General features: G+C 65.5%; 16 protein-coding genes. 2 read left to right on the top strand and 14 right to left on the bottom strand.

Going from position 1 to position 13805, the window contains the following annotated elements; translation table 11 throughout:
- The 12 genes from AC1DRP_RS27070 to AC1DRP_RS27015 all read right to left on the bottom strand — a co-directional run.
- Positions 1 to 942 (bottom strand): MFS transporter (locus AC1DRP_RS27070; protein WP_476770070.1); only part of this gene is annotated, 942 nt, incomplete at its 3' end.
- Between the two features lie 68 nt (positions 943 to 1010).
- Positions 1011 to 1451, bottom strand: coding sequence for an SRPBCC family protein (locus AC1DRP_RS27065; RefSeq protein ID WP_441506587.1), 441 nt, complete (start codon positions 1449 to 1451; stop codon positions 1011 to 1013).
- Between the two features lie 21 nt (positions 1452 to 1472).
- Complete coding sequence (locus AC1DRP_RS27060) at positions 1473 to 1895, bottom strand: ArsR/SmtB family transcription factor (RefSeq protein WP_441506588.1); 423 nt, start codon at positions 1893 to 1895, stop codon at positions 1473 to 1475.
- A 70-nt stretch (positions 1896 to 1965) separates the two neighbouring features.
- Positions 1966 to 2382, bottom strand: a complete 417-nt coding sequence (locus AC1DRP_RS27055) for a cupin domain-containing protein (RefSeq protein ID WP_476770069.1) — start codon at positions 2380 to 2382, stop codon at positions 1966 to 1968.
- Complete coding sequence (locus tag AC1DRP_RS27050) at positions 2383 to 2844, bottom strand: PaaI family thioesterase (RefSeq protein ID WP_441506589.1); 462 nt, start codon at positions 2842 to 2844, stop codon at positions 2383 to 2385. It lies immediately after the preceding gene.
- Positions 2845 to 2853: 9 nt separating this feature from the next.
- Complete coding sequence (gene dusA, locus AC1DRP_RS27045; protein WP_441506590.1) at positions 2854 to 3852, bottom strand: tRNA dihydrouridine(20/20a) synthase DusA; 999 nt, start codon at positions 3850 to 3852, stop codon at positions 2854 to 2856.
- A gap of 110 nt (positions 3853 to 3962) precedes the next feature.
- Entirely contained in the window at positions 3963 to 4853 is an 891-nt protein-coding gene (locus tag AC1DRP_RS27040) for a class I SAM-dependent methyltransferase (protein WP_441506591.1), read from the bottom strand.
- 75 nt (positions 4854 to 4928) lie between these two features.
- Positions 4929 to 5651, bottom strand: coding sequence for a GntR family transcriptional regulator (locus tag AC1DRP_RS27035; RefSeq protein ID WP_441489178.1), 723 nt, complete (start codon positions 5649 to 5651; stop codon positions 4929 to 4931).
- Positions 5652 to 5776: 125 nt separating this feature from the next.
- A complete protein-coding gene (locus AC1DRP_RS27030; RefSeq protein WP_069882107.1) occupies positions 5777 to 6607 on the bottom strand; it encodes an ABC transporter permease in 831 nt (276 codons plus the stop codon).
- A 4-nt stretch (positions 6608 to 6611) separates the two neighbouring features.
- Positions 6612 to 7499 (bottom strand): ABC transporter permease, encoded by an 888-nt coding sequence (locus AC1DRP_RS27025; protein WP_441478761.1) that lies wholly within the window; start codon positions 7497 to 7499, stop codon positions 6612 to 6614.
- The gene (locus AC1DRP_RS27020; RefSeq protein ID WP_441489177.1) at positions 7496 to 8569 is read right to left on the bottom strand and encodes an ABC transporter ATP-binding protein; all 1074 of its coding nucleotides are present in this window, start codon (positions 8567 to 8569) and stop codon (positions 7496 to 7498) included. The genes AC1DRP_RS27025 and AC1DRP_RS27020 overlap by 4 nt, the downstream gene beginning before the upstream one ends.
- Positions 8570 to 8669: 100 nt before the next feature.
- On the bottom strand, positions 8670 to 9863 hold the full coding sequence (locus AC1DRP_RS27015) for an ABC transporter substrate-binding protein (RefSeq protein ID WP_441489176.1): 1194 nt from the start codon (positions 9861 to 9863) through the stop codon (positions 8670 to 8672).
- Between the two features lie 77 nt (positions 9864 to 9940).
- Between AC1DRP_RS27015 and AC1DRP_RS27010 the strand changes: the two genes are divergently transcribed.
- Together AC1DRP_RS27010 and uxuA are read left to right on the top strand one after the other, a co-directional pair.
- Complete coding sequence (locus tag AC1DRP_RS27010; protein ID WP_441489175.1) at positions 9941 to 10690, top strand: GntR family transcriptional regulator; 750 nt, start codon at positions 9941 to 9943, stop codon at positions 10688 to 10690.
- Between the two features lie 53 nt (positions 10691 to 10743).
- Positions 10744 to 11940: a mannonate dehydratase gene (gene uxuA / locus AC1DRP_RS27005; protein WP_441506593.1), complete on the top strand. Its 1197-nt coding sequence runs from the start codon at positions 10744 to 10746 to the stop codon at positions 11938 to 11940.
- An 18-nt stretch (positions 11941 to 11958) separates the two neighbouring features.
- On the opposite strand, the gene AC1DRP_RS27000 is transcribed toward uxuA, so the two are convergent.
- Complete coding sequence (locus tag AC1DRP_RS27000; RefSeq protein WP_476770068.1) at positions 11959 to 13101, bottom strand: alpha-D-ribose 1-methylphosphonate 5-triphosphate diphosphatase; 1143 nt, start codon at positions 13099 to 13101, stop codon at positions 11959 to 11961.
- A gap of 221 nt (positions 13102 to 13322) precedes the next feature.
- Entirely contained in the window at positions 13323 to 13769 is a 447-nt protein-coding gene (locus AC1DRP_RS26995; protein WP_476770067.1) for an ANTAR domain-containing response regulator, read from the bottom strand.
- Positions 13770 to 13805: the final 36 nt, after the last annotated feature.

Genomic DNA, 13805 nt, shown 5'->3' with positions numbered 1-13805 from the left:
ACCAAGCGCAGAGGGCAGGGACCAGAGCCCGGCCTCCAGCGGCTTCATTCCCAGCACGAGCTGCAGATACTGACCGGTGAAGAGGAAGCTGCTGAAGGCGATGAAGAAGCCGAGGATGTTGACCGTCAGTGAAGCGCTGAAGGCCCTGGAGCGAAACAACGCCAGATCGACCAACGGTTCGGCCAGGCGCACCTGGCGGCGCAGGAAGAGGCCGGCAAGCGCCATCCCAGCCAGGATCGCCATGATGGGCAGCCAGCCCAGGCCATCCTCGGCAATCCGCTTCAACCCGTAGATCACGGCCAGCACGGAAACGAGCGACATGGCGGCGCTTGCAAGATCGAGCCTGCCGGCATTCGGGTCGCGGAATTCCGGCAGCAGCACGGGGCCGAGCAGGAGCAGCAGCACCATCACCGGCACATTGATCAGGAAGACCGAGCCCCACCAGAAATGCTCGAGCATGATGCCGCCGACCAGCGGGCCGATCGCGCCGCCCGCCGAGAAGCTGGCGATCCAGATGCCGATGGCCGCGGTCCGCTGGCGCGGATCGAGGAACATGTTGCGGATCAGGGAGAGCGTCGAGGGCGCGAGCGTCGCCCCCGCCACACCCAATGCGGCGCGCGCCGCGATCAGCGTGCCGGCGCTATTGGCGAAAGCGGCCAGGATCGATGCGAGGCCGAACGCCGCCGCACCGATCAGCAGCAGCCGGCGCCGGCCGATCCGGTCTCCCAGCGTGCCCATGGTGATCAGGCAGCCGGCGATCATGAAGCCGTAGATATYGACGATCCAGAGCAGTTGCGAGGCACTGGGCCTGAGTTCCGCGCTGAGCTGCGGCACAGCGAGATTCAGGACCGTCAGATCCATCGAATAGAGCAGGCAGGGCAGCGCGATGACGGCAAGGCCGATCCATTCGCGCCGACCGGCCTGAGGGGCTTGATCGTGCATCGTTATTGAAGGCTCCGGAGGCGTTGCCGCCCCTTGGTGATGATGTCCCTTGAGCTCGCCCGGCTCTGTCAGGAGAAGAGCTGCTCCAGCTTGACCAGCGAACCTGTCCAGCCATGCACATGGCGGCCGGCCGCGGCCTCGTCGTAGAACTGCTCGTGAAGCAGCGTCAGGATGGTGACATCCCCGTCCGGCTTGAGGGTCACCGTCACGCGTGAGACGCGCTCCGGCGTCGAGATCCAGGCCCAGCTGAAGACGAGGCGCTCATTTTCGACGACCTCGTGATACTCGCCGGACACGTGATGCAATTGACCATCACTGCCGCGCATCGAGATGCGATAATGGCCGCCGACGCGCGCATCGATCTCCGCCTTCTCGGCCCGGACATTCTCCGGCCCGAACCAGCGCGCGAGCAGTTCCGGTTGCGTCCAGGCGCGGTAGACCTCCGCCGGCGTCGCATTGAGCCGCCGCTTCATCGTCAGGCTGGGCGCGGTCTCGACCTTCTTGTCCATGATTATCCTCCGGTCGATCGATCAGGTCTTGTCGCTGGTCTTGCATGGTGGCGCGCCGCGATCAGGCTCCCGATCCTTGCGCGGGCGGTTGAAATAGGCCTCGAGCGCATCGAGTTTCTCACGCCAGAAGCGCTCGTAGCGGCGCAGCCACCCCATAGCTTCCTCCATCGGTGCGGCGTTCAGGCGGCACGATACCGTGCGGCCTGTCTTTTCCCGCGTGATCAGCCCGGCATCCGACAGCACGTCGAGATGTTTCATGATGGCCGGCAGCGTGACCGGAAAGGGTCGCGCTAGGTCACTGACCGAGACGGAATCCACCCCTTCGAGCCGCGCCAGAAGCGCCCGCCGCGTCGGGTCGGCCAAAGCGGCAAAGGTGCGGTCGAGCGACGGCTCTTGATACTTAACCATTGAGTTAAGTTTAGGCATCGATTCAGGCAGCGTCAAGCGCTCGTGACCAAGGGGCAGGAGACGCGGCTACGAGGCGCCTACTCCATCCAGCGCCACGCCGGCACACTCAATCCGGCACATAGCGCCGGGACAGTTCGTTGCGATCGTCATAGGACGCTTCAAAGATGGATGCGGCCAGGGTGGCGCGTACGTGCAGGATTCCGGCGCCGACATTCCTGAAGCCATGGCGGGCGCCTGCCGGAATCAGCACCGACTGATTGGCCGTCACGGTCCGGGTCTCGTCGCGCAGGGTGATCTCGGCCGTGCCCTCGATCACTTCGAGCACCTCCTCGACGGCGTGGAGATRCATCGGCGCGCCCAGGCCGGGCTCGCAATATTGCTCGAAGATGCAGAGCTGCCGGCTCTCGACCCGTGCCGAAACGCGCATCAGCGTCCTCACCCCGTCGCGCCAGTGTTCCTGCGGCTGAGTGGCGTGATCGAGGATATCCATGGCGCTGCCTTCTTCCGCGGTCGGAGCACGCATTCAGTCGGACACGCCGTCGCGACCGGCAATGGTCATGCAGGTCGCCGTCATCATCGCGCAGAGCCTGGCCGCGCCGTCCTTCAGCGCGAAGACTTCGGCGGTCGCGAGCGTCAGGGTGCGGCCGGCCTTGACCACCCTGCCCTTCGCCACCAGCCGTTCGCCGGCAGCAGGCGCAAGAAGATTGATCTTGAACTCGGCAGTGAGGATGCCGGTGCCCGGCGGCATCATCGTCAGCGCCGCATAGCCTGCGGCGGAATCGGCGATGGTGGCGACCGCTCCGGCATGGACGAAGCCGTGCTGCTGGGTGAGATGGGCCGAGACCGGCAGCTCGATCTCGACCTCGCCAGGAGCGACACGAGCAAGCCGGGCGCCGAGCGTCGTCATGAAGGCCTGTTTGCCGAAACTCGCCTCGATGCGCCTGACCACGTCCGCATCTGGAAGCGACTGGTCGGGCACGGTCATGGCAGACTCCTATGCAGCGGCGGCCGCCTCTTCGTAGCGCGAGACATGGGCGACAGCCGCACGCAAATCCGCCAGCCCCGCTTCGCTTCCGACGCAATGCTCGGCGAGATGGCGGCGGAACTGGCGCGCCCCCCGGCGGCCCGGGAACAGCCCGACGAGATGACGGGTGAAGGCATGCAGCCGGCCACCCTTCTCGAGATGCGTCGCGATATGGGGTTCGAGCGCCTCCAGCATGGCGAAGGCATCGTCGACCGGAGCCGCCTCGCCAAAGAGCAGCGGGTCGACCTGCAGCAGCACCTCGGGATTTTGATAGGCCTCGCGGCCGATCATCACGCCGTCGAGATGCGCCAAGTGAGCCGGCCATTCCGTGGGAGCGCGGATGCCGCCATTGATCGCCACGATCAGGTCCGGATTTGCCGCCTTCAGACGATAGGCGCGCTCATAGTCGAGCGGCGGGATCTCGCGGTTTTCTTTCGGCGACAATCCCTGCAGCCAGGCCTTTCGGGCATGCACGATAAGGGCATCGACGCCGGAGGCGCGCACGCTGGCGGTCAGGGCATCGAGCGCTGCTTCCGGATCCTGATCATCGACGCCGATGCGGCATTTGACGGTGACGGCGACGGAGACCGCCGCCTTCATCGCCGCGACGCAGTCACCGACCAGCGCGGGCTCCCGCATCAGGCAGGCGCCAAAGGCCCCGCCCTGCACGCGGTCGGAGGGACAGCCGCAGTTCAGATTGATCTCGTCATAGCCGAAATCGGCGCCGATCTTCGCGGCCTCGGCCAGCAGGGCCGGATCATTGCCGCCGAGTTGCAAGGCAACGGGCTGCTCCATCGCGTCGAAGCCGATCAGGCGCTGCCGGTCGCCGCGGATCACCGCCTGCGCCGTCACCATCTCCGTATAGAGCCGCGCCCGGCGCGACATCAGGCGATGGATGACGCGGCAATGCCGGTCCGTCCAATCCATCATCGGTGCGACGGAGAATCGATATGACTGATAGTGCTGCATTTTATCCGGACATGGGCGGCGCGTGTTGAGCTTCACGCGCCCTTATACGCGAAACCAGGCAATTTTCGACCGGTTTTGCGCATGGGATTCAGCCCGGCGATCTGCCGCGCTCAAAACTGGAAGCGGAGCAGCCGGCCCATGCGCCCGAGAGGCGGAAAGGCGGAGAGGAAGAGGACCGTCAGACGGGCGGGCCAGGACATTCTGGCAATCTGGGCAGAGTCATAACCGCGCGGATCATAGGCGGTCAGGTCATTCCTGAGCTTCAGCCCGGGAATGCGGTCTTCAAGCTCGCGCGGCTCGTCGATGCTCCATAACAGCGTGGCGCCGGTCGCCCGCACCGCGCGGTGATGGCTGACAAGCCATAATCCGAACGGGCTGAAGGCATCGAAGGCCAGTTCGCCATGCCCGAAATGCGCAACCAGCCGTTTGATCAGCCGTGGCACGGCATCCGGTCGGAGATACATCAGCAGCCCCTCCGCAATGATCATTGTCGGCCGGCCCGAAGGCACGTCATCGAGCCAACCCGACTCCGTCACCGGGGAACCGATCAGGGTGTAACCCTGTCTTTCCGGATAGAGACGCCGGCGGAGCGCGACGACGTCGGGATAGTCCAGATCGAACCAGCGTACGCTCGGGGGCGGATCGATCCGGAAGACCCGGCTGTCGAGGCCGCAGCCGAGATGCAGCACCGTCGCATCGGGATGCCGCATGATGAAATCACTGGTCCAGCCATCGAAAATATGCGCCCGCATCGCCAGCGCGATCATGTCATCCCGGCTGACGCCCAGTTTCCGGAAGTCATAGTCGATCCGGCGGACCGCGCTCGCGGCGAAGCGATCATGCAGCAGGGAATCCCGCAGGCGGCTTTCCTCGCCCTTGGCGTAGAGGGTGATGAGGAGCGTTTCCCGCTCCCTGGTCAGGGTCACTTTCTCGGACAGCAATGACTCGGGATCAGTCTGCACTGGCCGCGCCATGTTTCGGGTGGTCTGGCTGCGCACCATTGGGCGATCCCGGATCACGTTGCTGGATCGATCGGCACGGGTCTCGGACGCTCCCTGAGCCCCTGGGCCCGCCGATCAGGGCCTGTGCAGCACCTGCGTATGTGCCGGCATGACTTCGTCCTCGAACAGCTCGGGATAGTTCTGCGCAATCCGGGGCAAGGCGTTGAGGATCTCGCGCAAATGCCTGCGCATCTCGCATTCGGCTCCATCGGCGTCTCCGGCCTCGATGGCATCGAGGATCGCAGCGTGTTGCGCAACGAGCAGCGGAACCGGCGAGGCACCGGGCAGCGACAGATAGCGGACGCGGTCAGTCTGGGCGCGAGCACCTTCGACGATGCGGGCGGCGTAGTCGCAATCGACGATCTCGGCCAGGGTCTGGTGGAAATTCTCGTCGAGCACGGCAAAGGCAGCGCGATCGGCGAGGGCAGACACCTCGCGCTGACGCTCGATCAGCCAGCGCAGCCGCATCACGTCGTCCTTGGTGATCAATGCGCTGGCCGCGCGCGCAATGGCACATTCCACCGCCTCGCGCACGAAGCGGGCATTGGCGATCGCCCGCATCGAAACCTTCATCACATAGGTGCCGCGGCTCGGCAGGACCTGCACGAGACCGGCTTCGGAGAGTTTGATGAAGGCCTCACGGACCGGCTGACGGCTGACGCCGAAGCGGCCGGCGATATCTTTTTCGGAGAGCGCCTCGCCGGGCCTGAGCTGCGTGGCAATAATCGCCTGCCGCAAGGACGAAACCAGTTGCGGAGCGATCGGATCCTTAAGGCGGAGGCTGGGTTCCATCGTCATGGGCAGAGCGTCCCGCTCATCCCCCATCCGTTGGTCTATCTAGCATACCGGTATGGTGGATGTCGCCATGCCCATACGTCGCAGGGGCCCGGCCGCCCAAAGGCGGCCGGGGTCACTTCGGCATTCTATTTCTTGGCGCGGGCGACAATCTGCGTCGGGTTAACGAAGCGCAGCGCGATCACCAGCCAGATCAGCGTCGTGATCATGTAGATCACCGCCATGGCATCGATCGACTGCACGGCGCGGACGCCCGCAGCGAAGACCGCATAATAGAGGGCGACGACGAGTGTCTGGCTGGTCGGGCCTGCGGTCAGGAAGGTCAGCTCGAACATCGCGATCGTCCTGACCAGAACCAGCAGCAATGCAGCCAGAATGCCCGGCATCAGCAGGGGCAGCAGGACGTGAATGAAGAGCTTGAAGGTGTTCGCCCCGAAGACGCGGGCGGCCGCCTCGATCTTGGTGTCGATCTGCTCGATGAACGGGATCATCACCAGGATGACGAAGGGAACCGTCGGCACCAGATTGGCGAGCACGACACCCGACATGCCGCCGGCAAGACCGAGCTTGTAAAGCACCGTCGCGAGCGGGATGCCGAAGGTGATCGGGGGCACCAGCAACGGCAGCAGGAACAGCAGCATGACGAGCTTCTTGCCCGGGAAGTCCCGCCGCGCCAGCGCATAGGCGGCTGGAACGCCGAGCAGGCCCGAKAGGAACACGACCAGGAAGACGATCTGGAAGGTCACGCTCAGCACGTCGGAGAGCTGGAACTCGCTCCAGGCGGCCGAATACCAGCGCGTGGTCCAGCCGGCCGGCAGCCATGTGCCAAGCCAGCGGGTCGCGAAGGAACTGGTCACCACCGTCGCGATCATCGCGCCGAGATTGAGGATGAAGAAGCCGATGAGCGTCCAGTTGGCGGCAGCCCAGAGCTTGCTGGAGAGGCGGGTATCCTTGACCATGATCTCAGCCCTTCCCGCCACCGGCGGGGCCACGGTAGAGCATGCCGCGCGCGGCCAGCACGACGACGACAATGCTGAGCTGCACCACGCCCATGATCATCGCGACGGCAGACGCCATCGAATAATCATACTCCTCGAAGGCAGCCTGATAGGCCGCGATCGAGATGACGCGCGTCGGCCCGGCCGGCGCCCCCAGCAAGACCGCCGAGGGAAAGACCGAAAAGGCCTGCACGAAGCTGAGGCAGAAGGTGATCGCCAGACCCGGCAGCAGGAGCGGCAGCAGGATGTGCTTGAACCGTTCCCAGGGCCCGGCGCCCAGCGTCGCACCCGCCTGCTCGAGCGCCGGATCGACACCGGAGAGGTAGGACAGGGTCAGCAGGAAGGTGAAGGGGAAGCCGGTGATGACGAGTGAAATGCAGACGCCCCAGTAATTGTGCAGGAGCTTCACCGGCGTCGAGATCAGCCCGAGCGTCAGCAGGGTACGGTTAAACCAGCCCTGGGGGCCAAGATAATTCAACAGGCCCTGCGCGACGAGAACCGTGCCGAGCGTGATCGGGATCACGAGGATCGTGGTCAGCAGGCGCTGATGCTTCATCATCCGCACGCGGAAGGCGATCGGGATCGCCAGCAGAAGCGTCACGATCGTGACCGGCAGTGCCAGCCAGAGCGTCGTCGCGATCGTCCCGTACAGGAAGGAATCCGAGAAGAAGCGCGTGTAGTTCGCCAGCATCGGCCCGGTCTTGGGCGTGAAGGAGAGCACGAGCCCATAGAGGAACGGGTAGATGAACAGCGCCAAGAGGAAGAACACCGCTGGCAGAACCAGCAATGTCAGAGAATCGATGCCGCGTGCGGCGAGCCTCTGGCTGAGGGGGATGGATGTCGTCGCGCTCACGCCGCCCCCCCGAAAACCAGGACGCGATCGGGATCTGCCGCCAGAGTGACCTCGCCGCCCGGCGCGATGCGGTCATGCGCCAGGAAGGAGAGATCGGTTCCATCCGCCATGCGGGAGAAGCCGACGAATTCGCGACCGCGGAACTCGGTCGAGACGACGGACGCCTTGAGCCCGGCGCCCCCGGCAGTTGCGGGGTGAAGATCCTCCGGCCGGATCGCGAGCCAGGCCTGAGCACCGGGCGCCACCGCGCCACGCACCCGCCCGACGATCTTGGCGTCACCGACGGTGACGGTCGCACGCTCGCCCTCGACAGAGGCGACGCGACCGGCGACCTTGTTGCGGAAGCCCATGAACTCGGCGACATCGAGATGGTCGGGGCGGGAGAACAGGTCTTCCGGCCCACCGACCTGACGGACCTCGCCGTCACGCATCACGACGATGCGGTCGGCCAGCGACAACGCTTCTTCCTGGTCATGCGTGACGTAGATCGTGGTTGCGCCGAGCGTATTGTGGATGCGGCGGATCTCGGCGCGCATCTCGAGACGCAGCTTGGCATCGAGGTTGGAGAGCGGCTCGTCCATCAGCACGAGCGGCGGCTCGACGACGATGGCCCGGGCGATGGCGACACGCTGCTGCTGTCCGCCGGAGAGCTGGCCGGGCAGTTTTTCGGTCTGGCCCTGCAACCGGACCAGGGCTGCGGCTTCGCCGACACGCCGCTCGATCTCGGATTTCTGGACGCCGCGCATCTTCAGACCGAAGCCGATATTCCGCTTCACGCTCATATGCGGGAAGAGGGCGTAATTCTGGAACACCATGCCGAAGCCGCGCTCCTCGGGCCGCAGCGGGTCGATGCGCCGATCATCGAGCCAGATGCCGCCCCCCGTCGCCGGCAGAAGGCCCGCGATCAGGTTCAGCGTCGTCGACTTGCCGCAGCCCGACGGACCGAGAAGCGCGATGAACTCGCCCTTCTTGATCGTCAGCGACACGTCCTTGACGGCGTTGTGAGTGCCGAAGTCGCGGCTCAGATTGTCGAGCCGCAGCTCGCGGAAGTTCGCAGCGTGAATCGTCATTTAGGTCACGTCTTTGGAAAGCGGCTGATGGGTTCAGTCAGGAAATGTGACGGCGAAGCGAGCCGGCCGGAACCGGCTCGCTGTCGTTAGCGGGTTTCGTTCACTTGCGCTTGGCGCCGCCGACTTCCTCGTCCCAGCGGCGGAAGGCGAGCACCATCTGGTCGGGGTCGAGCGGCGTCTCGAGCGGAGCCTCGGCGATGAGCTTCTCGTATTCGGGGCGGCCGTATTCCTTGATCGCCGCCTGGCTATCGGCGGGCGCCATGTCGAGCGTCACGCCCTTCACCGCCGGACCCGGATAGAAATAGCCCTCGTCATAGGTGTAGGCCTGCTGCTCCTTGGTGAGCAGGAAGTTCATCAGGTCGAGCAGAACCGCGAGCTTCTCGTCAGAGACGCCCTTCGGGATGCACATGTAGTGCGCGTCGGTGACCCAATGGAATCCCTTGAGCGCGCCGACCTTGGCTTCCTTGGGCACGACGCCGAGCACGCGCGGGTTGATGTCCCAGCCCGTGGTCGTGACGGTCATGTCGCGGGAGCCTTCGCCGAGCTCCTTCATCACCGCACCCGTGCCGGCCGGGTAGTACTCGACGTTCTCGCCCAGCGCCTTGAGATAGGCCCAGGTCTTGTCCCAGCCCTTGACCGGGTCCTTCGGGTTCGAATCCCCGAGGATATAGGGCAGGCCCATGATCCAGGTCCGGCCGGGGCCCGAATTGGCGGGGCGCGCATAGAAGAAGCGGTTCTTGTTCTCGCGGGTATAGGCGAGCAGCTCCTCCGCCGTCGTCGGCACCTTCTTGACCTTGTCAGGCATGTACTCGAGCAGCGGCCCGGACGGATAATAGGTCACCACGACGCCCTGCCCGCTCGCGAGGCCCTGCATCTTGGCGGCACCTTCGAGATAGATCTCGTCGAGCTTCGGCAGCGAGCCTGCAAGCTGCGGCAACAGCGGCGTCCAAAGCTTCTGGTCGACACCGGCGGAAAGCGCATCGGTCCCGGTCAGCACCATGTCGATATCGACGCGGTTCGCTTCCTGCTGTGCCTTCAGCTTGCCGGGAAGCTCCGGCGCGGGCGCCTTGGTGAAGGTGATGCGCGAGACCAGGTTCGGCTTGGCCTTGCGGTAATTCTCAATGGCCTTCTGCGTCAGCGCCAGATTGCCGGCGACATCGACGACGGAAAGCGCGACCGGCGAGGTCGGCAGCTTGAGCTGCTGCGCGAAGGCGCCCGGCGCATAGGCCGCGGCACCGGCGAGACCTGCGACGCCGCCGAGAAATGTGCGCCGATTGATGCTGTCCTGGACCATGACTTCTCCCTTCGGTACGGATTTACCGCTTTTGGATTCTTAGACACCTTTCGGCATCAGCCTCGGCGAAGTTCACGTTGACGCCGCCTCGGATTGCCCGGTATCCTAGTATACTAGTGGACCAGAGCTTGGCAATGGGCAGCGCAGCGGCACGACAAAGCACAGACCAGATTCACCGCGCCTTGCGGGACGACGTCCTCAACGCGGTGCTCCTGCCGGGCGAGGCGATGTCGGAAGCGCGGATGGCCGTCCAGTTCGGGGTCAGCCGCACGCCCGTGCGCGAGGCCTTCAAGCGACTGGTCGACGAAGGTTTCCTGGTGGTCGTGCCGCAGGTCGGCACCTTCGTCGCGCCGATCGATCTGGCGGCAGTCTATGACAGCCAGTTCGTGCGCGAAACCTTGGAATGCCGCACTGTCACGCTGGCCGCGCAGCGGATCGACGATGCCGGGCGCGCCGCGCTGGAACGGCTGATCACCCAGCAGGAACAGGCGCTCGCAGTGGGCGATCGCGTCAATTTCTTCCGTGCTGACGAGGCCTTCCATGCCGAGCTCTCGCGGCTATCGGGCCACCCCTCGGTCTGGGGCCTGATCGAAGGCGTCAAGGCGCAGCTTGACCGCGTGCGCTGCCTGTCGCTCGAGGCCGCGTCCTGGCCCGGCATGATCATGGACCAGCATCGCGAGATCGCCGCGAAGGTCAGCGCCGGCGACGTGCTCGGCGCCGAGACGGCAATGCGGGCGCATCTGCGCACGGTGTTCGACGCCATCGAGGCGATCGCGCGCAATCATGTTGACGCCTTCGTCGCCAACACCCCGATCCGCAAGGCCTGAGCCGGCCGCATTCTCTGCATCACGACAAGAAACGACAAGGAAGGAACGCGACGATGGAACAAACTTGGCGCTGGTTCGGGCCGGACGATGTGGTGACGCTCGCCCAGGCACGGCAGGCGGGCGCGCAAGGCATCGTCAACGCGCTGCATCAGATTCCCTATGGCGTCGTCTGGAGCGTCGAGGAGATCGAGGCGCGCAAGGCGATCATCGAAAAGGACAAGAGCCTCGGCCTGCGCTGGTCCGTGGTCGAGAGCCTGCCGATCCATGAAAGCGTCAAGATCGGCGAAGGCGATCTCGAGCCGATCTTCGTCAACTACCGCCAGTCGCTGCGCAATCTCGCCGCCTGCGGCATCGAGGTGGTCTGCTACAACTTCATGCCGGTTCTCGACTGGACCCGGACCGAACTCGCCTGCCCCCTGCCCGGCGGCGGCACGGCGCTGCGCTTCAACCTGCATGAATATGTCGCCTTCGACCATTTCATGCTGGAGCGACCTGGCGCCGCCGACGGCCACTCTGCCGAGGTGATGGACCGGGCCAAGGCCTGGTTCGAGCGCTCGACCGAGGCCGATCGCGCCCGTCTGCTCGCCAATATCATGGCCGGGCTGCCCGGCGCCTATGATCGCTATGACGTGCCCGGCCTGAAGCGCATGCTCGCGCGCTATCATGAGATGAGCCATGACGGGTTGCGCGCCAATCTGAAGCGGTTCCTCGAGGCGGTGATCCCGACTGCGGAAGAGGTCGGGATTCGCATGTGCATTCACCCCGACGATCCGCCGCGCCCACTCTTCGGCCTGCCGCGCATCTGCTCGGACGAGAGCGACATCGCCTTCATACTCAGTGCGGTCGATACCCCGTCCAATGGCCTGACGCTGTGCTCGGGCTCGCTGGGGGCCAACCCAGGGAACGACGTGCCCGGAATCGCCCGGCGCTTCGCCGACCGGATCTGGTTCGCGCATCTGCGCAATGTCGCCAAGGATCCGGACGGCTCCTTCATGGAGGCAGAGCATCTCGGCGGCGACACCGACATGGTGGCGCTGGTCGATGTGCTGATGGTCGAGGAGCAGCGCCGCAAGGCCGCCGGCTGGCGCCATTGGCGCATCCCGATGCGGCCCGATCACGGCCATGAACTGCTCGACGATATCGGCAAGGGCAGCTTCCCGGGCTATCCGGCCGTCGGCCGCCTGCGCGGCCTCGCGGAGCTGCGCGGCGTGATGGCCACCCTGACCAGCCTGCGCGGCTACGACGCCTGATCAGGCCAGGGACGCTACTTAGGCCAGAAGACGCTGATCGGCGAGCTGCACCAGCTTGCCGCCAGCAATCGTCGCAACGACGCGCGGCTGCGGCGCATCCTCGACGATGATCAGATCCGCCCGCCTGCCCGGCGCAATGACGCCGCGATCGGCCAGGCCAAGGGCTTCCGCCGGGGCCTCGGAAACCAGCCTCCAGKCCTCGGGAAAGCTCGCCGTGCCGTTGCGCGCCAGCATGAAGGGCGCCAGCAGCAGCGCCGGATAATAGTAATCCGACGCCAGAATGGTGCAGAGCCGCTTGCCGACCATATCCTCGGCGGCCGGGCAGCCGGTATGCGAACCGCCGCGTACGACATTGGGCGCGCCGAACACCGTCGCCTCGTCATGCGCGACCGCCTCGCGCGCCGTCGCCTCATCCATCGGGAACTCCGCCACGGTCACGCCGAGCGAGCGATACCAACGCCGCATGTCCGGGCTCATGTCGTCATGCGAGAGCGTCGGAATGCCGGCGGCCAGCGAGGCCTTCGCCAGCCGCGCGACCGATTCCGGCACGTCGTCGCCGCGGTCATGGGCGTTCTGCGCCAGGGCCATGAAGTCGGCATGTGAGAGGCCGGTGCGCTCGACCATCTTGGCGACCTTGTCCGGCCGGGTCGTCTCCTTGAGGATCCCGCCGGTATGGTCGTTGAAGGCCAGCACTCCGACGCGCCCCGCCTGCAGCCACTCGATAATCTCGGCCTCGGCATCGAGGTTGAAGGTCTCGTGGCGCAAATGAAATCGGGTATCGGCCCCAAGTTCCGGCCCGAGCCGTGCAATCGCCTCGACCAGGCGCCGCGCATTACCGGCTCCGCGCAGGCCGGGTTCCCAGGACCAGGTGACGCCGTGGAAGGCCGTGGTGATACCGCAGCTCAGCATGGCGCGATCGGCATCGCGCAGAGCGAGATCGATATCGAACGACACGCGCGGTCGCGGCATGATGTGCCGCTCGAAGGCATCACCATGACAATCGACCATGCCCGGCAGGACGAGCAGGCCGGTGGCGTCCAGGCGCAAGGCGCCGGCAGGAGGAGACGCATCGAGCGCAGCGATGGACGATCCATCGGTGACGAGATCGGCACGGGTGAGCGCGGCGGTCAGAACTGTTCCGCCCGTGATATGAAGTGACACGCCCGCCTCCGCCGCAGCCCCTGGGAGGGCGCGCTTGACGGGTCAGCATGACGGCAGAATGACAAGCGGGCCGGTCAGGATGGCGTCCGGCCTTGTTCAACGCACCGAGACCGGCGACAACGTCATCGACCGGGCGGCCTTCCGCAAAGCCGGCATCGTCCACTGCGATCAGCAAGCGGCGGCATCGGCGAGGCGCAGGACGGTGACGCTCCGGCCCAGGATCATTTCAAGACCTCGGTCGCGGTGATGATGGAACGGGCGATGTCGACCAGCTTGCGCTTCTCGTTCATCGCGGTGCGGCGCATCAGGGCATAGGCCTCCGCTTCGGGGAGCCCCTTGAGGCGCATGACGATCCCCTTGGCATGATCGATCAGCGCGCGGTCGTCGCGCTGCGACCGCACCTCGTCCAGCCCCTCGCGCAGCTTCGAGGCAGCGTCGAAGCGACTGATGCAGGCCTGGAGGATCGGCTTGAGCGCCGCCCGGTTCAGCCCGTCGACGGCATAGACCGCGACCCCTGCCTCGACGGCCGCCTCGATCAAGGCCGGATCCGGCGGCTCGACGAACAGGGTGACCGGCCGCTTCGGGCGCTGGCTGACCAAAAATGCCTCAGCCAGCGCATGATGGTCGGGGCTCGCGAGATCGATCACGACTACATTCAGCCAGCGCATGATGGTCGGGGCTCGCGAGATCGATCACGACTACAT

Source organism: Allobosea sp. 01N443, from assembly GCF_056399325.1.
The sequence above is the reverse complement of the archived record's forward strand: the minus strand, read 5'-3'. Positions and strand labels throughout refer to the sequence as shown.